This is a genomic window from Yoonia sp. I 8.24, from assembly GCF_022096995.1.
GTDB lineage: Bacteria > Pseudomonadota > Alphaproteobacteria > Rhodobacterales > Rhodobacteraceae > Yoonia.
The window spans coordinates 117,379-139,299 of the sequence record NZ_JACXGQ010000008.1 but is presented as its reverse complement, the minus strand read 5'-3'; the positions used below and the strand labels follow the sequence as shown (position 1 = coordinate 139,299).

Below are 21,921 nucleotides of genomic sequence, written 5' to 3'. Positions count from 1 at the left end.
TCTATTCGGCTGCGATTCGTTGATCTGCGGGCATGCCAATTTCGGCGATTTGCGCGATCACCCCCGATATCACCGCTTGAATATGTGCGAAGTCTGGGTTCAGGGTCAGCGTTTTTTCATTCATGTAAATACCCCGGTCGATCTCTACTTGAATTGCATGTTGAGATCGGGCGGGATGCCCATAGCGCTGCACGATATAGGCCCCAGCAAAGGGCGCGTTACGCGCTACCCGAAAACCGGCGCTCACAAATGCCTGTTCGACCTGGTCCATGATCTGCGGTGCTGCCGTTTTGCCGAACCGATCCCCAAGAACAATATCAGGAAGCGTTGTGTTTGGGCTAGTCATTGTCGATAGGGCTTCATGCGGCATCGAATGGCAGTCGATCAGAATCGATTGGCCATAAGCCCGGTTGCTTTCATCCATCAGCGTTTGAAGTTGGTCGTGATAGGGCCGCCAGTAATTCGCGATCCTGTCATGCGCCTGCGCGAGCGTAATTTTCCCCCGGTAGATATGCCGCCCATTGGCGACGACACGCGGAATAACCCCCAGCCCGCTTGCAATGCGCGGGTTCTGTGGCTTGCGGAAAATATCTTTGATCAACGCAGGATCAAATTCATCCGGACCGCGATTAAGATCAACAAACGCACGCGGGGCAATAGCCCGGATAAGTGGCGCACCAAAATCGGGCGCGGCCGCATATAGCTGATCCACAAACGCATCCTCTGATGAGCGGATCAGCATTGCATCAAGATCCACCTGCCCCATAAAGGCAGCCGTATAGCCGCGACCGCTATGCGGCGAGGCGAAAACGACGCTTGTGTTCCGTTGTGCTGGACGCGCAATTTGATAGGCAGTATTGGACAAAAAACATATCCCTCCGGCGCATAGCATAACCTGAATTTTGTTTTTTCCAAAAGCCCTTGATCCTGCCTCCGACTCCTTTTATAGACCGCACACCTGACGCGGTTTGCCCGCGTCCTATTTCGTTATAGGGCGATGGCGGTTGCGGCGGTAACATGGATGATTAGCTCAGCGGTAGAGCACTTCGTTGACATCGAAGGGGTCACTGGTTCGATCCCAGTATCGTCCACCATGAATTCACCGGACTTCGGTCCGCCAATGCAACCCAAGGCGCAATCCGCGCGCCGCGACATGAAGGACACGACCATGAAGGTACGTAACTCCCTCCGCTCGCTCAAGCAGCGCCACCGCGATTGCCGCATCGTGCGCCGTAAGGGCCGCGTCTATGTGATCAACAAGACGCAACCACGGTTCAAAGCCCGCCAAGGCTAAGCCGCGAATGAGCACTATTTGAAAAGGTCGCACCCCTTCGGGGCGCGGCCTTTTTTTATGGAAAACAGGCCTGCGGGTCCCGGCGATTATGCCGCGGTCAGGATTTCCACACTTTTTACCGTTTGGTCTAGTCACCGATAGCGCAATGCGATTATCGTATGCCCACAACCTTGACCGAATAGAAAAGGAATATTTTATGCAGTTTTTAAACGCTAGATCAGGCGCTCTCGCGGTTGCGATGTTGGGCCTTGCGGCCCCCGCCGCCGCCCAAGAAGCACTTTGTGGTGGTGCTGGAAATGGCGGCCAGTGGATTGGCGGCGATGAAGCATCATCCGACATCGCCGCGGCAGGCTCTTATATGGAGCAAATGGCGCTTGTATTAGGTGGCAATGAATATGTGTCACTGTTTACGCTTAGCCAAGGAGCTGACGTACGCATGGAGGCTGCAGGACGCGGCGCGGGCGATACCATTATCGACATTCTCGACAGCAACGGCGGCATTGTCGCGTCCGATGATGATTCTGGCGGCAACGCGGCATCGCGTGCGGAAACATATCTAGAGGCTGGCACATATTGCATGGCGCTGCGCAGCTACGACGGCGGCCCGATGACCGCATTTGTACGTGTTGGCTTGCAAGAGCATGAAGCCCTGACCGAAGGTGTCATGGAATCAACTGGCGGCGGCAGTAGTGCTGGCGGTTGTGAAACAGCGACCCCAATGGGTGGGCTTGGCAGCATTGTCACAGGTTCGGTTGCAGACAACCCAAACTGGAGCTTCACGCTTGATGCGCCCGCACAGGTCAGCATCACTGCCGAAAATGAATCCGCTGATCCAGTGATCACGCTTTACGGCGCGAATGATATGTATATCGCTGAAAATGACGATTATGACGGGCTCAATTCGCGGATCGATGTCACTGACACATTGGACGCAGGCACCTATTGCATCGCGATGGCCGCACTGAGCGACGAATATGCGCCGATCACTGTGACGCTTTCCGAATATGACGCCGAAGCGGCGCTTCTGTCGCTTTATGATCGCGGCGAAGCAGCCCCACCACTTGATGGTAGCATTCCCGTGACAGATCTTGGTGTGCTTGAATCACGCGTCCGTCAGGACGTGCAAGCCACTGACGATGTCACATGGTTCACCGTCGATGTTCCGGACAACAGCTTGCTTGTGATTGAAGCGATTGGCGGCGGCAACAGCGACCCTTGGCTGGTAGTCTATGATGATCTTGGCCGGGAAGTTGGACAAAATGACGACTATGGTGATGGGCTTGATAGCCTCGTGATGTCGCGTGTGCAGTCTGGCACGTACATCATCGGTGTGCGGCAATACGACAACAACGCTGGCCTGATCCGCCTTTTGGCTGAACGCTACGTCCGCGCACAATAAGCGTGGTAAAAACTAAAAAAGGGGGGGCCGTCTGCGTAACAGGCGGCCCTCCTTTTTTAGTCTCGAGCGTCTATCGCCCAAATGTATCTGCAAGCAGCCGCGCCAATGTCCGCTCGTTCAGATATCCCGTTGCAGGCAGGCCGCTGCGGGTTTGGTAGCGGCTGATTGCGCCGCGCGTTTCACTGTCAAACTGCCCGTCAACTTGCCCCGGATTGAACCCCATTTGCGACAAACGGCTTTCAATCAACCGCGCCATAACCGGGTTTATCCGTAGCGCGGCCTCTGCATCTGCAGCGGCTTGATTACTTTCAGCACCACCTTCGCTTTCGGTCTCGTCCGCATCTTCGTCCAAGGCCTCACGGGCTTCTTCGGCAAAAATCCCATCGGGATAGGTGTTCAGATAGGCGCGGTAGCCAGCGGCATCACCGCGCGCACCAGTTTCTTCCCAATAGGCGCGGTCAAGCTGTTCGGCCTGTGCGCGCACGCGTTCTTCTGCCTCGGCGATTTCAGCGGCCCTGCGGCTAGCCTGCGCATCGATCCGATTAATCTGCTCTGCCGTCAAAAATGACGTTTGCGCAAACCCGTTGGATTGCTGCCAGTTACGGATGGCGCGGCGACTGCCCGGTCCAAAGATGCCATCAACGCCGCGCGTGTTGTAATCAAGCAAGGTCAGATCGCGCTGAATATCGCGCCGCGCATTCCGCGTCAGCGCAAGATCAGCCTCGGCAATCTCGGCAAGGCGCTGGGGATCGTTCTCTATCTCGTCCAGCCGCGTGCGGGCCTCTTGGGCGTAAGGGCTGCGCGGATAGTTCAAGGCAAAATCGCGGTAGGCGTCAGCCGTGTTCAGCTCTTGCGTGGTAATCCAGAATTGCAGGGTCGGGTGGCCGGGGGGGCGCGTCTCAGCGTCCTCTTCGTCGGGCTGCATAACCAATGCCCGTGGCGCAAACCCTGCAATATTCAACCAACGCGCATCCCGCGCAAATGCCATGACATCCGCGCCCGGAACGGTAATCGCCTCCATCACAACCCCATCGGTGGAATTGGGTTCACCGTAAAGAACGGTCACGCCTTGCGGGATATTTAGGTCTCCGACGCCTTCTCGCAAATAGTTGCCAAACTGCGCGTCGCCATCCAGATCGTATCCGAGGATCAAGATCGCCTGCCCCGGGGTCTGCGCCAAAACCTGAAGAACGCTGTCGATTGATACCGCATCTGACAGGCCAAAGTATGTTGGGCTCTGGCTATCTGTCGCCAAAAGCCAACTGCGCGCACCATCCGTTACAAAACGCCCCGACAGGCCGACAATCAACCGATCCGCATCCGTTGCGCTCTGCGCAAAGCGGTTCAACGTCCGCGCCATATTTGCGCTGGTCCCGTTGGACAATGTGGTCACGTCGTAACCTGCACGCCGCAGGTCTTGGGCACTATCAAGCACATCAGAAGCACCCGGAACCCGCCGCAGCTCTTGGTATCGCTCAACCCCGATTAGCAAGGCAGCATCATCTGCCGCAGCAGGCAAGGCAAAGGCAGTTAGGGCCACGATTAAACTTATTTTGCGCATATGCGTTTCTCCAGAATACGCGCCATAACTATATCAAACGCGTTGTTTTATTCATTCAAAGGTCGCGTTTCTAGACCTGCTATTCAATAGCAATGCCATAAAGTTCACTTGCGGCACCCCACCCATTCATCCCAGAATGAAAAACCGCCAATAAACAAAACGTTATTGGACACACCGCGGGGATCACGCGATGTGCCAAGCACTGCAAAACTCATCTTGGAAACACACGAATGAACACGAAATCGATTACGGCACTCCTGCTTTGTTTAACCGCTGCATGCAGCAGTTCAGGCACATCACCAGAAACTGAGACGCCCTCTACTTCCGATGTTACGAAGGTCGCGGGCCAAAGTATCGTTCTAGACAGCGGATTAGCGACGTCCACAAGGACGAAACATATTTCAGTAAATACTATTTCAGACTTTTATGCACAGATCTCGTCGGATAACGAAGATTTGTCACTTATCAATTCCCGAGCGCACAACCTCGTACTGAGCGATACTCAGAATAAAGCGAGCGCGTATGCATACGTCGGCTATGGGATAGAAGATGGTGAAGCCGTATTTTTCGCCAATTCCGGGCTGAACAACGCGCCTTTAGCTACATCCACCCCAGCTAGCGGAGCCGTTACGTTTAACACGCGATATGAAATAGAAGAGATAACAAACATCACAACAGCCCCACACGGCATTACCACAACGACAGGTATTATGGATCTGAACGTCGATTTTGGAAACAATACTATTTCGGGCGGTAATGATCTATTTACTGTGGATGGCACGGCAGGCTCAGCGGGTAATAATTCTGATCAGTTCATTGATGCCGACATCACTTGGCGTGGTGTGGAAGGCAACCTTTATGGATCGGTCACAGGATCAGACCTGCTTGGCAGCTTTAGCGGCGGGGATGACGACACCGTCTATGCCGGTATCATCACCGGCGTGCCAGAATCCGAGTAGCCGGTTTCGCCCCTTATTGAAGAGCGGTATAGTAAAAATGAGCAGCCCGAGACGCTCGGGGTGCTCATCCCGCAATTATCTCGCCGTATGCGATAAATGCATGCGGCGAGAACCCTATTCATTACTTTATACGTGATCCGCTTGGCACCGTTTCAATCCGCACAGCGGCAAACTTGAACTCTGGGATTTTTCCATAAGGATCGACAGCCGGGTTGGTCAGCGTGTTCGCGGCTGCCTCGACATAGGCGAAGGGAACAAAGACCATATCAGGTGACACAGCACGATCTGCGCGTGCCATAATTTCGATACTGCCGCGCCGGGTTGTCAGCCGGATCATATCCCCCGGTGCCGCACCAAGGTTACGCAATGTCGACGGGTGCAATGAACAGTTTGCTTCGGGTTCAACGGCATCCAGCACCTTGGACCGCCGCGTCATTGATCCCGTGTGCCAATGTTCCAACTGCCGCCCGGTGGTCATCACCATGGGATAATCTGTATCCGGCGTTTCATCGGGGGCAATCACATTGGCAGGCGTGAATTTCGCGCGCCCGCCCTCTCGTGGGAAACCATCAGAAAACACAATCGGCTGGCCGGGGTCTGTTTCTGACAGCGATGGGTACGTGACCGCATTTTCCGCCTCGAGCCGGTCCCACGTGATATTCGCAAGTGACGGCATGACCTGTGTCATCTCTGCGAAAACCTCGCGTGGGTGGGTATAGGTCCACGGCAAGCCAAGACGTTTTCCCAACGCCACCGTGATCCACCAATCCTCACGGGCTTCACCCGGCGGGGCGATTGCAGCCCGCCCCATTTGCACCTGACGGTTTGTATTCGTGACCGTCCCGTCTTTCTCGGCAAAAGCGCTCGCGGGGAGGATAACATCGGCGAAATTCGCGGTTTCGGTTAGGAAAATATCTTGCACCACAAGATGATCTAGCTTTGCCAAAGCATCGCGCGCATGATCAACATCGGGGTCCGACATCGCCGGGTTTTCGCCCGAGATATACATCCCGCGAATTGTGCCAGCGTGTACAGATTCTAAGATTTCAGTCACGGTTAACCCTTTGTTGGGATCAATCGCATAGCCTTGCCAGACATCGGCAAAACTGTCGCGCTCGGCGGCATCATCAACTGGCTTGTAGTCGGGCAAGAACATCGGGATCAGCCCCGCGTCGGACGCGCCTTGCACGTTGTTTTGCCCACGCAACGGATGCAACCCTGTACCGGGTCGCCCGACCTGCCCTGTCATCAACGCGAGGCTAATCAAGCAACGCGAATTATCTGTTCCGTGGATATGTTGGCTGACCCCCATCCCCCAAAAAATCATCGCCGATTTCGCACCAGCAAACGTACGGGCCACATCGCGCAGCGTCTCTGCCGCGATCCCGCAGATATCGGCCATTTTTTCGGGTGCGAAATCCTTGAGGTGGGCTTTTTCGGCTTCCCAATTTTCAGTGTAAGCTTCGATATACTGACGGTCATAAAGACCTTCTTCGACGATCACATGCATAATCGCGTTCAACATCGATACATCAGCGCCCGGCCGGAATTGCAGCGTATGTGACGCGAACCGCTTAAGCGCATGGCCCCGCGGGTCCATCACGATCAGCTTGCCACCGCGTTTGGTAAACTGCTTGAAATAGGTCGCTGCCACAGGGTGGTTTTCAAGCGGGTTCGCACCGATAACAATCGCGACATCCGCGTTTTCGATTTCATTAAACGTAGCTGTCACCGCGCCTGATCCGACATTTTCCATCAGGGCCGCAACCGATGACGCATGACAAAGACGCGTACAATGGTCGACGTTATTATGCCCAAAACCCTGGCGGATCAGTTTTTGAAACAAATAGGCCTCTTCATTGGTGCATTTCGCTGACCCAAACCCCGCAACACCTTTGCCGCCAATCGCATTCAGGCCATTGGCAGCGGCATCTAGGGCCTCGTCCCAAGTGGCCTCGCGGAAATACGTTTGCCAATTACCCGGATCAACATTGAGCCCTTTTGCTGGTGCATCATCGCGCCGGATCAGCGGTTTCGTTAACCGGTGATCATGGTGGATATAGTCAAAGCCAAAGCGGCCTTTGACACAAAGCCGCCCCTCATTGGCGGGCCCGTCGATCCCTTCGACGAATTTGACCTTCTCATCCTTGATTTTCAACGAAACCTGACACCCAACCCCGCAGAACGGGCAAACAGATTTCACCTCGCGGTCGAAATCCGCGGTATCGCCTTGCTGATTTTCATCAGTTACCGTCGCAGGCAAAAGCGCGCCCGTCGGACAGGCCTGCACGCATTCGCCACAAGCCACGCAAGAAGACGCCCCCATCGGGTCATCCATATCAAACACAGGGTACGCCCCAGCCCCGCGCCCGGCCATACCGATCACGTCGTTCACCTGCACTTCGCGGCAGGCGCGCACGCATAGCCCACATTGAATGCACGCATCTAAATTCACCGACATCGCGACGTGGCTATCATCCAGCAACGGGATCGCGGCGGCATCCTGCGTCGGGAAACGGCTTTCGTTCACGTCTTGCTGTGTGGCCATATCCCAAAGATGGCTGGATTTATCATGAGCAACGGTCTGTTCCGGCTGATCGGCGACCAATAGTTCCATCACCATCCGGCGGGCTTGGACCTCGCGCGGTTGGTCGGTGGTTACGACCATACCTTCACTGGGTTCACGGATACACGAAGCCGCCAAGGTACGTTCACCTTCAATCGCAACCATACAGGCCCGACAGTTCCCATCAGACCGATACCCCGGCGCAGGCTTATGACAAAGATGCGGGATCACAAGCCCACGCCCATTGGCCACCTCCCAGATTGTTTCGCCGGGCTGGGCCGTCACGGTTTTCCCATCAAGGGTAAAGGAAATGGGCTGTGTCATAAGGTTTCTCCGCCGGTTTGGCTCCTAGTGTGATCTTCGGGCCTGTCGCGACACTAGCCAATGTATGCGCGCGCGCCAGTTCAAAAACGACATATTTGTTGATCTCTTCATAATAAACGATATAACTAGTTTTATCGAATCAATATTAGGGCGATCAAAATGGATACTGTCACGGCTGCACAGGGGTTTTCTGCGCTTGGTTCTGAATCACGGATCGAGGTGTTTCAGACCCTCGTCAAAGCTGGCGATGCAGGTCTTCTTGTTGGAGATATCCAGCAACGCACCGGAATACCTGCGTCAACGCTTGCACATCACCTCAAATTCCTCAGCACGGCCCAGTTGATTGTGCAGGAAAAACAAGGGCGCACGATTATTAACCGCGCCAACTTTGATCACCTTCAAACCCTTGCGGCTTTCATCCTTGAAGAATGCTGCTCAGAGGCAGGACAATTGTCATGACTGAAATCAACTCGACTTCGGCGCCACGTATCGGCGCGTACCTTAATCGGCTCAAATCCCCATGGACTTTGACGCTCCTTATCCCGGTAATCGTTGCGATCCTCGATCAGCCAAACGCAATTCCTGTCATCGAATTTGCGATCCGCGCGCTTTTGGGCACCCTTCCCTATATCGTCTTTGCCGTGATCATGATTGCCGGGCTAAAGGCGGCGGGTGCAGAATCGGTCATTGCGGGTATCTTCAAAGGGCGTGAAACAAGGATGATTTTCCTTGCCGCGCTGTTTGGCGGGCTCGCGCCGTTTTGCTCATGCGAGGTCATTCCCTTTATCGCAGGTCTGCTTGCGCTTGGGACGCCGCTCGCCCCGGTGATGGCATTTTGGTTGGCCTCACCGCTAATTGATCCCCCGACCCTCCTCATCACGGCAGGTGCGCTAGGTTGGCCATTTGCGATCGCCAAAGCCTTTTCCGCTGTCGGCCTTGGCCTGATGGGTGGATTTGCGATTAAGCTACTGCAATCGCAGGGACTTTTTGCGTCTCCATTGCGCGCAACCCCGGTCAACCGCTGTGGTTGCGGCCCCGATCCGATGAACGGCAAGCCCGTCTGGGCGTTTTGGAAAGACAAAACACGCGTGCAAACCTTTCAGCAGGAGTTTACCCATAACGCACTGTTTTTGCTGAAATGGCTCGCATTCGCCTACATGCTCGAAGCGCTCTTGATCACCTATGTGCCCGCATCATTGATTGCCGGCCTTGTTGGCGGCGAAGGTATTTTGCCAATCGCAACCGCCGCCGTGGTTGGCGTGCCCGCATATCTGAACGGTTTCGTCGCACCCCCACTGATCGCCGGGCTGATGGAACAAGGCATGAGCAGCGGATCGGCGATGGCCTTTGTGATTGGCGGCGGCGTGACGTCTATCCCCGCGATGGCGGCTGTCTGGTCGCTCGTCAAACGTCAAGTTTTTGCCGCCTATATCGCCTTAGGCATGGCAGGAGCTGTTGCGTCGGGGATTGTGTTTCAGCTGGTGGGGTGACCCCCCAGCCGCAGCATCAATAGGCGAATGCAGCCGCGTTATTATACAAGAAGATGCGCAAAATCTCGAGCCCGACTAGCACAACGATAGGCGACAGATCAACGCCCCCCAAATCAGGCATAAAGCGGCGGACCCGGCTGTAAATCGGCTCTAGGATCCGCTGCAAACCGTACCAAACCTGACCAACGAATTCTTGACGGACATTCAGCACTTCAAACCGGATCAACCAGCTCATGATGAAATGGGCAATCACGAAAAATCGAACCACACCGATCAGCAAAAGCAGAATTTGAATAATTGTCAGCATTGTCACCTAGACCCTTTGATTTGTTTGCACTGAATTAAGCACTTGCGCCCTCTCCTACAAGCCCAGGGTTTCCGCGAGGTTAAAGTTGACGTTAGCGTCAATCTGGATCATCCCTGATGCGAAACAAACCAGAGGCCCGTGATGTACCCTGTTGTGCGCGTCATCAAAGAACTGACTGTCAACAAACGGCGGCCCAAGCTGCATCCGCTGGATACACATGTGTCCCACCACCGCTGCTGGCCGCAAGACATTGATACCTATTTTGAAATGAACAACGGGCGCATCCTGACAATCATGGATTTGGGGCGTACCGGGTTGGCCCAACGCGTTGGGTTGATCGCATTGCTGAAACAGAAACGCTGGGGGCTGACGATGGCGGGCGTTTCTGTACGCTACCGCAAACGTATCCGCCCCTTTGCGAAGTTTCGCATTGTCAGCAAAACGGCCGGCTGGGATCATCGTTTTGTCTATATCGACCAATCTATATGGATTGGGGATACTTGCGCAACGCAAGCAATGTACCGATCCGCGATTACAAGCAAAGACGGTATTGTCCCGCCAGACGAAGCTTTTGCCGCCCTCGGACACGCGGGATCGTCGCCCGAACTGCCCGAGTGGATCAAAAACTGGATCGACGCGGATGCGACGCGGCCCTGGCCACCGACCGACCCCGGCACCTAACCCTTGCAATTTGCCTGAGTTGCAGTGTCTTATTCCCGCAAAGAACAGACATAGGCAGGCACATGGCAGTCGCAAAGAAACGCATCTGGGGGTGGATGGCCTTTGATTGGGCATCGCAGCCCTATTACACGCTTGGCCTCACCTTTATCTTCGGCCCCTATTTCGCATCGGTCGCAACAGAGTATCTGCAAGGCACCGGGCTGGATGCCGAAACAGCCAACGCACAGGCCCAATCGATCTGGTCCACAGGGCAAGTGGTCGCTGGCTTATTCATCGCACTCACCGCGCCGTTTCTAGGGGCATTTGCAGATCACTCGGGCCGTAAAATTCCGTGGATCGCGGGTTTTTCTGTCATCTATATCTTTGCCGCGTTTTCGCTCTGGGGCCTGCTGCCTGATAGCAGTTCGGTCTGGCTCTATATGGCGATCTTCTTTGTTGGCTTTGTCGCCGCGGAATCATCGTTGAACTTTGTGAACGCGATTTTGCCCAGCCTTGGCGACGACAAAGAAGTCGGGCGCATCTCTGGGTCCGGAGCCGCGTTCGGCTATTGGGGCGGGGTGTTGTCCCTTATCCTCATTTTGCTGCTCTTGGCCGAAAACGGAGATAGCGGAAAAACCTTGATTGGGCGTGACCCTCTCTTTGGTCTCAACGCAGATGCAAAGGAAGGCACCCGCGCGACAGGCCCGTTCATCGCGATTTGGTATGCAGTATTCATGATCCCATTTTTCCTTTGGGTGCGTGACACGCCGCAAGACAAACCTGCGAAGGTAAAGCTGGGCGTGGTCGCCGCGAACCTTATGCAAACTTTGCGCAACGTTGCAAAACGCAAAAGCCTGCGCAACTTTTTGCTTGCCTCAATGTTTTACCGCGACGCGGTGAATGCGCTTTACGCCTATGGCGGGTTTTACGCCGCTTTGGTACTGGGCTGGGAGATCACGTTTATCGGCATCTTTGGCGTCATTGCCGCCATTGCCGCCGCGATCACAACTTGGCTAGGCGGTCTAGCTGACAAGAAATACGGCCCAAAGCCCGTGATCATCACCGCCGTCTGGGCGATGATCGCCGTGTCATGCGTAATCGTGGGCATGTCGCGCGAGGCCTTGTTTGGCGTGCCCTTAGACCCCGCATCACAGCTGCCTGACATCATTTTCTTTGTCTGCGGCGCGATCATCGGCGGCGCTGGCGGCGCGGTTTATGCGTCGTCGCGCTCGCTCATGGTGCGGCACAGCCACCCTGATCACCCCGCCGAAGCCTTTGGCCTGTTTGCCTTATCGGGCAAGGCCACTGCCTTCTTGGCCCCTGCTTTGATTGGGATCGTGTCCTACTGGTCCGGCAACGTGCAAATCGGATTTAGCCCTGTTTTATTCCTGTTCATCGTGGGGCTTTTCTTGCTACGCTGGGTTAACAAAGACGGAGATCGCGCAGAATGGTCCGCATAATTGCAATTGCCTGTTTCGTCCTAGGGCTGGCCGCGTGTCAGGCCGAAGAACCTGCCGCGCCCACATCCACGCAAAACGCAAATGACACGCGTATCGCCAAACAGCTGTTTGGGGCCGCGGCACTTGCGTCAAACCAGCGACCTACAGCGCTTGGCGGTTATGCCCGTGGCTGTCAGGCTGGTGCACAACAACTTCCCGAAACTGGGGCCACATGGCAGGCCATGCGTCTGTCACGCAATCGCAATTGGGCGCAGCCGGAAACCATCGACTTCGTCCAAGACCTGAGCCGTTTTGCCGCGACCCAAGCCGGCTGGGAAGGGCTGTATATCGGGGATATGAGCCAACCGCGGGGCGGCCCAATGTTGACAGGGCACCGTAGCCACCAAACCGGGCTTGATGCCGATATTTGGATGCTGCCACCAACCCGACTGGACCTGACGGCAGCCGAACGCGAAAACCTGTCCTCTATTTCAATGCGTCGTAATGCAGGCGCCTATACCAACGACAACTGGACACCACAGCACGAAGCGATTTTGCGCGCTGCTGCCTCTGACCCGCGCGTCGCCCGGATCTTTGTTTTCCCCGGCGCCAAAGTCGCCATGTGTAATAGCGCAACCGGCGACCGCAGCTGGCTGAACAAAATCCGCCCTTGGTGGGGACATCATTATCATTTCCATGTTCGGCTTAACTGCCCTGACGGCGCGACAGGTTGCACGGACCAAGCTCCACCGCCCGCAGGCGACGGCTGTGCTGATGCCCAGCGCTGGGTGAACAACATCATCAACCCGCCACCACCTGATCCCAACGCGACGCCACCAGCACCGCGCGCCGAACTCACCATGGCGAACCTGCCGGGCCAATGTCTTGGCGTACTGAACGCCGAATAAATGCGGCTGATCTGCGCCCTCGGGGCGATAGTCTGGGGTGCCTGTGCGACAGCGGACACCACATACATCGGTAGCTATCTTTGGACCTCCGATAATCCGCAATTTGGTGGAATTTCGGCGATATACTTATCAGGTGACGGGCTGGAATTCATTGCAGTGAGCGACCGCAGTTTCTTTGTCACCGGTAACATTACCCGCGTGGATGGAATCATCACAGCGGTAGAAAACGCTCAGATCACTTCTATGACCGACACCGGCACGCAAGGTGACAGCGAAGGCATCGCAGTTGCGAAAAGTGGCGCAATCTATGTGTCATTTGAAGGCGTCCACGGTGTGCGCCAATTTGACGGTGTCGACGGTGCGTCAACCCCATTCCCAACGGCGGATGCCTTTGCAGGTATGCAAAATAATTCTTCGCTTGAAGCGCTCGCGATTGCTCCCGATGGCGCACTTTACACCATCCCTGAACGTTCCGGGCGTGCGACGCGCCCGTTTCCCATTTACCGTTTCAAAAACAACGCTTGGGACCAGCCATTTACGATCCCGCGACGCGGCGCGTTCTTGGTTGTGGGCGCGGATATTGGACCGGACGGCAACCTATATATTCTTGAACGTGATTTTACCGGATTTGGATTTCGCAGCCGTGTTCGTCGCTTTGATCTCAATGGTCAAAACGAGGAACTCATTCTTGAAACGGGGCCACTGTTCCACGATAATCTGGAAGGGATCAGCGTCTGGGATGATGGGGTTGGCATGCGGATCACGATGGTCTCAGACGACAACTTTCGGCTATTTCAACGAACCGAAATTGTTGAATATCGGATCAGCGATTGACAGAGTGCCCGCTAGCGCGTTAACCCGCGCCGTCCTCGGATGATCCGCAGGGCCAAGTGCCGCACCCTTGTCAAAACGGAAAACCAATATGACACGCATCCTTCCCGGCGTAATCGCCATGGCCATCATTGTTGTGGCCTCAAACATCCTCGTACAATTTCTGATCCTCGACGGATTGCTGACATGGGGGGCGTTCACCTACCCGCTGGCCTTCCTTGTGACCGATATCATGAACCGCGTTTACGGTGTTTCTGCCGCACGCCGCGTTGTGTTCGTCGGGTTGATCGTAGGTATCATCTGTTCGCTGATTGGCTCGCAGATCATGCTTGAATACGGGCCCGCCGTTGCCTTGCGCATCGCAATCGCATCGGCCACCGCCTTCACTGTCGCTCAACTTCTTGATATCGCAGTGTTCAACCGGTTGCGCGCCGGGTCGTGGTGGAAAGCACCACTCGGTAGTACTTTGGTAAGTTCTTCGATTGATACTGTGATCTTCTTCTCCATCGCATTTGCCGCTGCCTTTAACGGGTTCAGCGCAATGGCTGCCGATCAGATCATCTGGGCGCAAGAGGCCGTGCCGTTTTTGAACGCGGGTCCGTTGGTGCCGCTTTGGGTATCGCTGGCTGTGGCTGACTGGGGTGTGAAACTGACAATCGCGCTGCTGGCTTTGGTGCCGTTTCGCATCATTGTTGGGCGGATTGCACCGGCGAACACATAATCGCGAGATCGGGGATATTTTTACTTGAAATAAACCCGATCTATGCGAACCTACTTTCAGGCGAAATTTATTGAAAGGAGGTGATCCAGTGCATCATGAGGTATTGGAGAAGTGTGTCGGGACAACTTGTGGGGGTCGCAGCTAGGGCAGCCCTTGGCTGAGAAAACCACAAGGTGGAGTTCCTAACCGACCCACCTCCGAAATTCAGAGAAGGGCTATCCCGTCGCCGGGGTGGCCCTTTTTCTTTGGTTTTTGGGGCTATGTTTGCGCATAAATCCTGTATGTTCCGAATAATTGCGGCTGCCGGAGCCTCCGGCGGGAGTATTTTAGGGCAAGATGATGCGGGTAAATGATCAGATTGAGATTGCAGAGTGGGAGCTAACCGAGAGCTTTGCGCGCGCGTCCGGCCCCGGTGGGCAAAACGTGAACAAGGTGTCGACGGCGGTCGAGCTGCGGTTCGAGGCCGCGCGATCCCCCAACCTGCCCGACCCGGTCAAAACCCGACTGCGGCGGCTGGCGGGGCAACGCTGGACGAAAGACGGGGCGATTGTGATCTTTGTGCAAGAAACCCGGTCCCAAGCCCGCAACCGCGAAATCGCACGGGACCGTCTGGCCGAACTGATCTTATCAGCCACCGTCGTGCAAAAACGCAGACGGGCAACCAAGCCGACCTATGGGTCCGTGAAACGCAGGCTTGCGGGAAAAAAAGCGCGCGGGGAAGTGAAGGCGTTGCGGGGGAAGGTGACGGGCGACTGATGCGGCTAAACAATAACAATCGACGATTCGCCTGCCACTAGCTCTGGTCAGCGCTAGCAACAATGGCTGCTACTCTTTCTCTTGCCTTCGCACCTATCATCTTTCCAAAAGTTTCTTTGTCACCAAGATATAAACTCAACCGAATAACAGGAAGTGGATGCTGATTAGGTTCGACATCACCGTCCATAAATTCATCAAACACACGTTTCGCTGTTGCGATGTTTTGCCTTAGGTAAAAATTGAATTTCCCGCGGCTAATTTCGGGACTAAGGTTTAAGATAAACTGAACAAAATTATCTATTTCCTCGTCATCAAAATCGTATTGAGGGAAGAAATGGTTCGCAATTTTCAGAAACGAAAATACATCTAATGGACTATACCTAGTTTTCTTGGGTTTCTGTAAGTTTTCAGCAGTAGGTGTTTCGTTCGAAATAGCTTCATAGTTAGAGTCAGGCCTGTTCACCTCTTCAAACGTCTTATCACGAATTGCAACGAACTCATGGTCAGCAAGTTCGAACAGGGCAGCTAGCGTGTTTATTCTTCTTTTCAGCTGTTTAGGAATAGACTTTTTATACTTTATCTTATGATCTAGGGTGCTCCAAGAATCCTGAATGACAGTTCTCAATTGGATTTCAAAGTTGATATCACCAAACCGAACGTACTCGGGTAACTTTCGCCGGCTATTTTTTAGCCTTACATCTAGATGTAAGCCCTTATATCCAAAAGAACTTTCCGTACCTTCAATTTCAGAAATTTTGTCAGTCACATCAAAAACTTCAAAAACTTCTTCGAGCATTTCCCTGATTTTCGGAACCATATCTTCATAAAGGCAAATGACCCGCAGGCCGACTAGGTCGGTAATATGGTTTTGAATAAGATATTCTTCACCAGATTCTTCAAGTTCAGGTTTATATTTTCGTTTGAATTTCTCAATACACTCGTTTCTATCTTTTACTCGGCCTTCTACATTCGAGATTTGAATTTCGTCAGTCGCGGGGAGAACTGCAACCAACAGAGCAACCATGGAGTTCTTAGCATCATCCAGGCGCGAAAAATTTTCGCTGTAAAAATCCTTAAATAGTTGCCGTTTTTCGTCAAATACACTGTCGGACAACTGCTATTCCTTTTGAACGAAGGATGAAAACTCAACTCACCCCATAAGGGTTAACAATATCACACCACAACCTCAACCCGCTCCTGCTCGCCGACCCCAAACACCCGCTTGTACCGCGCGATTTCCTCGGATGGTCCCATCGCTTTGTTGGGGTTGTCCGACAGTTTTACGGTGGGGCGTCCGTTGGCTTTGATCGCTTTGCACACAAGGCTGAACGGGGCGAGCGCGTCGCCTTCCGTCAGCCCTTTGAAATCATTGGTCATCATCGTGCCCCAGCCGAAGGACACGCGCACGCGGCCCTTAAATTGCCGTTGCAGTTCGATAATTTTATCGACGTCGAGCCCGTCCGAGAAGATCACCAGCTTTTTCGTCGGGTCTTCGCCGCGCGATTTCCACCAGTTGATCGCGTTTTCAGCGCCTGTTGCGGGGTCGCCGCTGTCGATCCGCATGCCAGTCCAATCGGCCAGCCAATCGGGCGCGCGGTCAAGGAACCCTTTGGTCCCATAGGTGTCGGGCAGGATGATTTTGAGATTGCCGTCGTGTTCGTCTTGCCAATCCGACAGCACATCATAGGGCGATTGCAGCAGGGCCGCGTCGGTTTCGGCAAGGGCGGCGTAGACCATGGGTAGTTCGTGGGCGTTGGTGCCGATTGCCTCGATCTCGCGCATCATGGCGATCCGGCAGTTTGACGTGCCGGTAAAGCTGTTGCCCAGCCCTTCCATCATCGCCTGCACGCACCAATCCTGCCAGAGGTAAGAATGCCGCCGACGGGTGCCGAAATCGGCGAGTTTCAGCCCCTCAATGGGCCGTAATTGTTCGACTTTTTCCCAGAGTTTGGTCATGCCGCGCGCATAAAGCACCTGTAGCTCAAACCGCCCCATGTCGCGCAGCACCGCGCGTGAACGGAGTTCCATAATCGTCGCGAGCGCGGGAATTTCCCAGAGCATGACCTCGGGCCATGAGCCTTCGAATGTCAGTTCGAACTGCCCATCGACTTTTTCAAGGTGGTAGGGCGGCAGTTGCAGGTTCTCAAACCATTCCATGAAATCAGGCCGGAACATTTGCCGTTTGCCATAGAAGGTATTGCCGCGCAGCCATGTGGATTCACCGCGGGTCAGCCGCAGGGACCGGATGTGGTCAAGCTGCTCGCGCAACTCGCCTTCGTCGATCACCTCGGCAAGCCGAATGGTTTTGGTGCGGTTGATCAGTGAGAAGGTGACTTGGGTATCGCGGTGGTTCCGAAAGACCGATTGGCACATCAGCAGTTTGTAGAAATCCGTATCGATGAGCGACCGCACAATGGGGTCGATCTTCCATTTGTGGTTCCAGACACGTGTTGCGATATCAACCATTTGGCCATCCTCCCGTTTGGGGTGTTAGACCAATTGACGCCCAGCGTGGCAAGGGCCTAGCGTAAGAGTTGCCCGGCTTTCTTCATTTGCCAGAACAACCAGCCCTTGAGTTGCAAAGATCGCGGACGCAATCCCTGCAAAAGCTGATTGCCCCCCGCGTCAACCCCGGTGCGCGCGGCAACCCGTAAGGCGCGTCGCAGCAAAAACCAATGATCTGCGGGGCGTGATTGAAACCCGGATGCGTGCCGCTCAAATGTGCGCACGTAGCAGGCCACCATCGCGGCGGGGTCGGTGCTTTGGGTCAATTGCGGGGCGGTGGTATCATTGGTGTCATACCCGCTGTGAACGGCGCAGCCCGGCACCGGATCATACCATGCGGCGTGCCCCTGTGCGTATAGCTTGCAACACAGGTCAGTGTCTTCGTCGTTCACCTGATCTGGCGCAATCGGGCCGACCTGCGCAAAGACGGCGCGGCGCACCCAGTACCCTGCCGAAAACGCAGCCAGTTTCGCCGAGAGCGGCGTGTCATTGGGAAGCATTCCTGTCGGTAATTCAGGGCGCAGCTCGGCCTGTTGGCGGCCATTTTCAACCCGCATCCGCGCGGAAAACCCGAAACTTGCCCCAGTTTGCGCCGCCGCCAACACCCGCCCCGGATAATCCGCGATCAACGTGTCATCATCGTCAAAAAACAGCAGTATTTGCCCGGTCGCCACCTGCGCCCCAGCGTTGCGCGCGCCAGCGGCACCTTTCTCTCCGGGATTAGTCAAAACCGTTACGCGCGGGTCACTGATAACATCGTGCAAGGCGCTTTCGGCCGTATCAGAGCGATCATCCACAACGATAATTTCCGCCCCATCAGGGCAGGCCGCCAAGGCGGACTGCACCGCCCGCTGCAAAAGCTTGGGGCGGTTGTAAGTGGGAATAATGATCGAAAGGGGCCGCGTCACGCGAGCGTCACGCCGGCCGCAATCATCCCATCTGTTGCAGCCGCAAGCGAGCCGTCAAAATCAATCGCGCGACACTGGCCCATCTGCACCGTCACGTCAAACCCCAGTTTGGCCGCGTCAACTGCCGAAAAATTCACACAAAAATCCGTCGCCAGCCCAACCATCGTAAGTTTGGCAATCCCGCGCGTGCGCAGATAGCCCTCTAACCCGGTGGGTGTGACGTGATCGTTTTCGAAGAAGGCGGAATAGCTGTCGATCGCGGGATTGTACCCTTTGCGGATGATCAGATCGGCGCGGTCGACCGCAAGATCGGCCTGAAATTGCGCGCCTTGCGTTCCTTGGATGCAATGATCTGGCCATAATACTTGCGGCCCATACGGCATTTCGATCAGCGACATTGGCGCTGCATCATGGTTAGACGCAAACGACGAATGCCCCGCCGGGTGCCAATCCTGGGTTAAGATCACCGCATCAAAATCGGCCATCGCAGCGTTGATCCCCGTCACGATCTCATCGCCGCCTGCGACGGCAAGCGCGCCGCCAGGACAAAAATCATTTTGAACATCAATAACGATCAAAGCATGGGACATTTTAACTCTCCTGTGTTGGGGACAGCTTAGCAAGATATGCGCGAACCTGCGAGCGAGATCGCAAATGATGCACCGTCAAATGCGGGTGTTCGCCAACTAATCGCACAAGGCGCGCATGGGTGCGGCGGCGGGATGTGAAAATCCACCGCCAAAATGCAAATGTTTCTGCGTGAAAAATCTCGGGGCAGTTTTCGGCCATATCAGCGCGGGTCGTTCCATAGTCACGCAGCAGGCGTCGCACGACACGCCAAAATCGCAATTGCACGGACAAGTCCAACCAGATCAGCGTATCCGCGCGCGACGCTCGGTGATCATAGGTTGTGGAAAAGCCGCCTTCAAATATCCATGCTTCTTCATTTTCGATATCGTTGCACATCCGAACCCGGTCAGCCAGTTCACGCTGTACCCAACCGGGTTGCCAATGAATTTGATCCATATGATGGACAGGCAGACCTGTATGTGCGCCCAGAATCCGGGCAAGCGTGCTTTTACCGGATCCGGGTCCACCTGTGATCATGACGCGCTGCATTTGGAGGTAAGCCTCTGCAAAAGCTAGAATGGTTAGTGCTCTAGGCCCGCATCATAGGCGCAAAATTGCACATACTGAAGGGTTACATTGCCCTCATGAATATACAAAACACCATAGTGCGGGGCTTCGGGTGGTGAAACAAAGCTATCCCACTCCCATGCAGGGTGTGGTGCGGGGGCCTGAAATGACAGCGCCCCGATCGTCGCAAACGGGATATTGCGCACCGTCCCACAGGTCGGCCTGTGCACATGCCCCATGAACAAATGTTTTACGTTGTCATGTTCACCAATCACGTCCAAAAAATGATCGCCGCCATCAAGCATAATATCATCCTGCATCGGCAAATGCAGCCGCATCGGCGGGTGGTGCATAAAGATATAAACAGGCTTTGCACGGCATTCAGTGAGGCTCTGCGTCAGCCACGCAAGCCTCTTGCTGCAAACCTCACCAGCGTGGGACCCCAGCTTTTGTGTGTCGAGGCAAATGAGCCGCGCGCCGTCTAAGTCAATTGCGTATTGAATGAAATCCGGCATCGTTTGCGGGGGCAAATCAAGATGCGCACGTAACCCGTCACGATCATCATTATTCCCCACCATCGGATGCACCGGGATATTCGCACGGCGCAGATAGGGTGCTATCGCTGAATAATCGCCTGCGATTTCATCCCCAACTAAATCCCCGGACAATATCGCGAAATCAGCATCGCTGTGATGGGTATTCATATGTTCAATCGCCGATGCAAGCCGCACACGCGGGTTAAGCCCATCAATGGTCCCGGTCGCTTGGAAATGCGGATCAGACATCCAGATAATCTTCATAAATCAGGCCCCTTTTCTTCAACTTATTATGCTGAACGCAAGACTTGCAAGCGTCACCTGAATCGCTTAAATCCCCCTCTTTCATCAATAAGAACGAGTGCATTTATGGCCGTATTAGGGATCGATTTTGGCACCTCAAACACTGCGGCGGGCGTGTTGGCAGGAGATCGTCCATCTTTAATTGAGGTCGAACCGGGGCGCAAAACGTTGCCAACTTCGGTGTTTTTTGATTTTGATCGCAAGGTCACGACCTATGGATCCATCGCCAATGTCGCGCTGATTGACGGGCGTGAGGGCCGTTTTATGCGGGCGCTCAAATCCGTATTGGGCACCCCGTTGATGCGCGAAAAACGGCAGGTGGCTTATGAACGCCTTACCTTGATCGAAGTTGTTGCGCGGTTCTTGCGGATGATCCGTGAACGTGCCGAAGCCGCGACAGGACAAACCTATGATGTGGCCCTCTCTGGCCGCCCCGTCAGGTTTCATTCAACCGATGACGCACGCAATGCCCAAGCCGAGATTGACCTGCGCGACGCCTATCTGATCGCCGGGTTCAAAGACGTACATTTCATGTATGAGCCCGAGGCCGCAGCGCTGGCCAGCGGGCCATTGGATGCGGGCAGCCTTGGGCTGATTGTCGATATCGGCGGCGGGACCTCGGATTTTTCGGTGTTTGAACGTGACGGCGATGCAACCCGCGTGATCGCGAGCCACGGAATTCGTGTCGGTGGCACCGATTTTGACCGAGCCATTAGCATTGATCAGGTCATGCCACTTTTGGGGCGCGGTGCAGAGGTGCGTAACGCGATGGGCGCGGGGCATCACACTGCCCCTAAAGCGATTTTTAACGATCTTGCAACGTGGCAGAAAATTCCATTCACCTATACGCCAGAAAACAAACGCATGGCCGCGGATTTTGTAAAGCTTGGCGTCGATCCGCGCCTGTTCAGCCGGCTGCAAACCACGCTTGAGATGGAATTGGGCCACGACATTGCCTTTGCCGTTGAGGCCGGAAAAATCCACATCAACAAGCCCGATGTGACCGACGCCGGGATTGATCTGCGTGTGATCGAACGCGACCTATGGGCCCGGTTTAACAAACCCCAACTGGCCACCATTCTGTCCGAGCATGCTGCGGCGATTAGCACCTGTGCCACTGATACCTTAAAAATGGCCGACGTGCGTGCCGATCAAATCAGCAAGATTGTTTTCGTCGGTGGATCAAGCCTGCTGCACGTCGTTGAGAATGCGATGGTGTCACTCTTCCCGCACGCGTCCCTTGAGCGCGCCGAAGCCTTTACCGCCGTCGCAGATGGTCTGGCGATTGCGGCATCGCGTCCCTTGCCCTAACAAAAT

The 21,921-nt window shown here is 54.8% G+C and carries 22 protein-coding genes and 1 tRNA gene; 13 read left to right on the top strand and 10 right to left on the bottom strand.

Annotated features, from left to right (window positions below; all coding sequences use genetic code 11):
• Position 1: 1 nt before the first annotated feature.
• Positions 2 to 865: an N-formylglutamate amidohydrolase gene (locus Yoon_RS15580; RefSeq protein WP_238113441.1), complete on the bottom strand. Its 864-nt coding sequence runs from the start codon at positions 863 to 865 to the stop codon at positions 2 to 4.
• A gap of 154 nt (positions 866 to 1,019) precedes the next feature.
• Between Yoon_RS15580 and Yoon_RS15575 the strand changes: the two genes are divergently transcribed.
• The 3 genes from Yoon_RS15575 (at position 1,020) to Yoon_RS15565 (ending at position 2,693) form a co-directional block, all read left to right on the top strand.
• A tRNA-Val gene (locus Yoon_RS15575) sits at positions 1,020 to 1,094 on the top strand.
• 74 nt (positions 1,095 to 1,168) lie between these two features.
• Entirely contained in the window at positions 1,169 to 1,294 is a 126-nt protein-coding gene (gene ykgO, locus Yoon_RS15570) for a type B 50S ribosomal protein L36 (protein WP_037210500.1), read from the top strand.
• 196 nt (positions 1,295 to 1,490) lie between these two features.
• On the top strand, positions 1,491 to 2,693 hold the full coding sequence (locus Yoon_RS15565) for a PPC domain-containing protein (protein ID WP_238113439.1): 1,203 nt from the start codon (positions 1,491 to 1,493) through the stop codon (positions 2,691 to 2,693).
• Between the two features lie 70 nt (positions 2,694 to 2,763).
• Here Yoon_RS15565 and Yoon_RS15560 read toward each other — a convergent pair whose 3' ends face one another.
• Positions 2,764 to 4,254, bottom strand: coding sequence for a peptidoglycan-binding protein (locus Yoon_RS15560; RefSeq protein ID WP_238113438.1), 1,491 nt, complete (start codon positions 4,252 to 4,254; stop codon positions 2,764 to 2,766).
• Between the two features lie 230 nt (positions 4,255 to 4,484).
• On the opposite strand from Yoon_RS15560, the gene Yoon_RS15555 reads away from it, so the two are divergent.
• Positions 4,485 to 5,213, top strand: a complete 729-nt coding sequence (locus Yoon_RS15555) for a hypothetical protein (protein WP_238113437.1) — start codon at positions 4,485 to 4,487, stop codon at positions 5,211 to 5,213.
• Between the two features lie 121 nt (positions 5,214 to 5,334).
• On the opposite strand, the gene fdhF is transcribed toward Yoon_RS15555, so the two are convergent.
• Entirely contained in the window at positions 5,335 to 8,103 is a 2,769-nt protein-coding gene (fdhF, locus tag Yoon_RS15550) for a formate dehydrogenase subunit alpha (RefSeq protein ID WP_238113436.1), read from the bottom strand.
• A gap of 159 nt (positions 8,104 to 8,262) precedes the next feature.
• On the opposite strand from fdhF, the gene Yoon_RS15545 reads away from it, so the two are divergent.
• Both Yoon_RS15545 and Yoon_RS15540 read left to right on the top strand, forming a co-directional pair.
• Positions 8,263 to 8,562 (top strand): helix-turn-helix transcriptional regulator, encoded by a 300-nt coding sequence (locus Yoon_RS15545; protein WP_238113435.1) that lies wholly within the window; start codon positions 8,263 to 8,265, stop codon positions 8,560 to 8,562.
• Positions 8,559 to 9,593 (top strand): permease, encoded by a 1,035-nt coding sequence (locus Yoon_RS15540; protein WP_238113434.1) that lies wholly within the window; start codon positions 8,559 to 8,561, stop codon positions 9,591 to 9,593. The genes Yoon_RS15545 and Yoon_RS15540 overlap by 4 nt, the downstream gene beginning before the upstream one ends.
• A gap of 16 nt (positions 9,594 to 9,609) precedes the next feature.
• Here Yoon_RS15540 and Yoon_RS15535 read toward each other — a convergent pair whose 3' ends face one another.
• On the bottom strand, positions 9,610 to 9,900 hold the full coding sequence (locus tag Yoon_RS15535; protein WP_238113465.1) for a YggT family protein: 291 nt from the start codon (positions 9,898 to 9,900) through the stop codon (positions 9,610 to 9,612).
• A gap of 141 nt (positions 9,901 to 10,041) precedes the next feature.
• Between Yoon_RS15535 and Yoon_RS15530 the strand changes: the two genes are divergently transcribed.
• The 6 genes from Yoon_RS15530 (at position 10,042) to arfB (ending at position 15,215) form a co-directional block, all read left to right on the top strand.
• Positions 10,042 to 10,581, top strand: coding sequence for an acyl-CoA thioesterase (locus Yoon_RS15530; protein WP_238113433.1), 540 nt, complete (start codon positions 10,042 to 10,044; stop codon positions 10,579 to 10,581).
• Positions 10,582 to 10,643: 62 nt separating this feature from the next.
• The gene (locus Yoon_RS15525) at positions 10,644 to 12,020 is read left to right on the top strand and encodes an MFS transporter (protein ID WP_238113432.1); all 1,377 of its coding nucleotides are present in this window, start codon (positions 10,644 to 10,646) and stop codon (positions 12,018 to 12,020) included.
• Positions 12,008 to 12,907 carry a penicillin-insensitive murein endopeptidase gene (gene mepA, locus Yoon_RS15520; RefSeq protein ID WP_238113430.1) on the top strand — a complete coding sequence of 300 codons (900 nt, stop codon included), beginning with the start codon at positions 12,008 to 12,010 and terminating at the stop codon, positions 12,905 to 12,907. Before Yoon_RS15525 ends, mepA begins: the two co-directional genes overlap by 13 nt.
• Positions 12,908 to 13,741 carry an esterase-like activity of phytase family protein gene (locus Yoon_RS15515; protein WP_238113427.1) on the top strand — a complete coding sequence of 278 codons (834 nt, stop codon included), beginning with the start codon at positions 12,908 to 12,910 and terminating at the stop codon, positions 13,739 to 13,741. It abuts the gene before it with no gap.
• 88 nt (positions 13,742 to 13,829) lie between these two features.
• Entirely contained in the window at positions 13,830 to 14,459 is a 630-nt protein-coding gene (locus tag Yoon_RS15510; protein ID WP_238113425.1) for a queuosine precursor transporter, read from the top strand.
• 336 nt (positions 14,460 to 14,795) lie between these two features.
• Positions 14,796 to 15,215: an alternative ribosome rescue aminoacyl-tRNA hydrolase ArfB gene (gene arfB / locus Yoon_RS15505; RefSeq protein WP_238113423.1), complete on the top strand. Its 420-nt coding sequence runs from the start codon at positions 14,796 to 14,798 to the stop codon at positions 15,213 to 15,215.
• A 37-nt stretch (positions 15,216 to 15,252) separates the two neighbouring features.
• On the opposite strand, the gene Yoon_RS15500 is transcribed toward arfB, so the two are convergent.
• Genes Yoon_RS15500 through Yoon_RS15475 form a run of 6 tightly spaced genes read right to left on the bottom strand, consistent with a single transcriptional unit; the run spans position 15,253 to position 20,565 of the window.
• Positions 15,253 to 16,329 carry a GTP pyrophosphokinase family protein gene (locus Yoon_RS15500; RefSeq protein WP_238113421.1) on the bottom strand — a complete coding sequence of 359 codons (1,077 nt, stop codon included), beginning with the start codon at positions 16,327 to 16,329 and terminating at the stop codon, positions 15,253 to 15,255.
• A gap of 59 nt (positions 16,330 to 16,388) precedes the next feature.
• Positions 16,389 to 17,681 carry a nicotinate phosphoribosyltransferase gene (gene pncB, locus Yoon_RS15495; protein ID WP_238113419.1) on the bottom strand — a complete coding sequence of 431 codons (1,293 nt, stop codon included), beginning with the start codon at positions 17,679 to 17,681 and terminating at the stop codon, positions 16,389 to 16,391.
• A 56-nt stretch (positions 17,682 to 17,737) separates the two neighbouring features.
• Complete coding sequence (locus Yoon_RS15490; RefSeq protein ID WP_238113417.1) at positions 17,738 to 18,628, bottom strand: glycosyltransferase; 891 nt, start codon at positions 18,626 to 18,628, stop codon at positions 17,738 to 17,740.
• Positions 18,625 to 19,218 carry a bifunctional nicotinamidase/pyrazinamidase gene (pncA, locus tag Yoon_RS15485; RefSeq protein ID WP_238113415.1) on the bottom strand — a complete coding sequence of 198 codons (594 nt, stop codon included), beginning with the start codon at positions 19,216 to 19,218 and terminating at the stop codon, positions 18,625 to 18,627. The genes Yoon_RS15490 and pncA overlap by 4 nt, the downstream gene beginning before the upstream one ends.
• Before the next feature lies 1 nt (position 19,219).
• Positions 19,220 to 19,735 (bottom strand): AAA family ATPase, encoded by a 516-nt coding sequence (locus tag Yoon_RS15480; protein WP_238113413.1) that lies wholly within the window; start codon positions 19,733 to 19,735, stop codon positions 19,220 to 19,222.
• Between the two features lie 44 nt (positions 19,736 to 19,779).
• Complete coding sequence (locus tag Yoon_RS15475; protein WP_238113411.1) at positions 19,780 to 20,565, bottom strand: metallophosphoesterase; 786 nt, start codon at positions 20,563 to 20,565, stop codon at positions 19,780 to 19,782.
• A 105-nt stretch (positions 20,566 to 20,670) separates the two neighbouring features.
• Between Yoon_RS15475 and Yoon_RS15470 the strand changes: the two genes are divergently transcribed.
• Positions 20,671 to 21,915 carry an Hsp70 family protein gene (locus tag Yoon_RS15470; RefSeq protein ID WP_238113409.1) on the top strand — a complete coding sequence of 415 codons (1,245 nt, stop codon included), beginning with the start codon at positions 20,671 to 20,673 and terminating at the stop codon, positions 21,913 to 21,915.
• Positions 21,916 to 21,921 lie beyond the last annotated feature (6 nt).

Excerpts from the sequence above, each read along its gene's own strand:
- ykgO (WP_037210500.1), top strand. The coding sequence starts at position 1,169 with ATGAAGGTACGTAACTCCCTCCGCTCGCTCAAGCAGCGCCACCGCGAT.
- Yoon_RS15565 (WP_238113439.1), top strand. The coding sequence starts at position 1,491 with ATGCAGTTTTTAAACGCTAGATCAGGCGCTCTCGCGGTTGCGATGTTG.
- Yoon_RS15560 (WP_238113438.1), bottom strand. The coding sequence starts at position 4,254 with ATGCGCAAAATAAGTTTAATCGTGGCCCTAACTGCCTTTGCCTTGCCT.
- Yoon_RS15555 (WP_238113437.1), top strand. The coding sequence starts at position 4,485 with ATGAACACGAAATCGATTACGGCACTCCTGCTTTGTTTAACCGCTGCA.
- fdhF (WP_238113436.1), bottom strand. The coding sequence starts at position 8,103 with ATGACACAGCCCATTTCCTTTACCCTTGATGGGAAAACCGTGACGGCC.
- Yoon_RS15545 (WP_238113435.1), top strand. The coding sequence starts at position 8,263 with ATGGATACTGTCACGGCTGCACAGGGGTTTTCTGCGCTTGGTTCTGAA.
- Yoon_RS15540 (WP_238113434.1), top strand. The coding sequence starts at position 8,559 with ATGACTGAAATCAACTCGACTTCGGCGCCACGTATCGGCGCGTACCTT.
- Yoon_RS15535 (WP_238113465.1), bottom strand. The coding sequence starts at position 9,900 with ATGCTGACAATTATTCAAATTCTGCTTTTGCTGATCGGTGTGGTTCGA.
- Yoon_RS15530 (WP_238113433.1), top strand. The coding sequence starts at position 10,042 with ATGTACCCTGTTGTGCGCGTCATCAAAGAACTGACTGTCAACAAACGG.
- Yoon_RS15525 (WP_238113432.1), top strand. The coding sequence starts at position 10,644 with ATGGCAGTCGCAAAGAAACGCATCTGGGGGTGGATGGCCTTTGATTGG.
- mepA (WP_238113430.1), top strand. The coding sequence starts at position 12,008 with ATGGTCCGCATAATTGCAATTGCCTGTTTCGTCCTAGGGCTGGCCGCG.
- Yoon_RS15515 (WP_238113427.1), top strand. The coding sequence starts at position 12,908 with ATGCGGCTGATCTGCGCCCTCGGGGCGATAGTCTGGGGTGCCTGTGCG.
- Yoon_RS15510 (WP_238113425.1), top strand. The coding sequence starts at position 13,830 with ATGACACGCATCCTTCCCGGCGTAATCGCCATGGCCATCATTGTTGTG.
- arfB (WP_238113423.1), top strand. The coding sequence starts at position 14,796 with ATGATGCGGGTAAATGATCAGATTGAGATTGCAGAGTGGGAGCTAACC.
- pncB (WP_238113419.1), bottom strand. The coding sequence starts at position 17,681 with ATGGTTGATATCGCAACACGTGTCTGGAACCACAAATGGAAGATCGAC.
- pncA (WP_238113415.1), bottom strand. The coding sequence starts at position 19,218 with ATGTCCCATGCTTTGATCGTTATTGATGTTCAAAATGATTTTTGTCCT.
- Yoon_RS15480 (WP_238113413.1), bottom strand. The coding sequence starts at position 19,735 with ATGATCACAGGTGGACCCGGATCCGGTAAAAGCACGCTTGCCCGGATT.
- Yoon_RS15475 (WP_238113411.1), bottom strand. The coding sequence starts at position 20,565 with ATGAAGATTATCTGGATGTCTGATCCGCATTTCCAAGCGACCGGGACC.
- Yoon_RS15470 (WP_238113409.1), top strand. The coding sequence starts at position 20,671 with ATGGCCGTATTAGGGATCGATTTTGGCACCTCAAACACTGCGGCGGGC.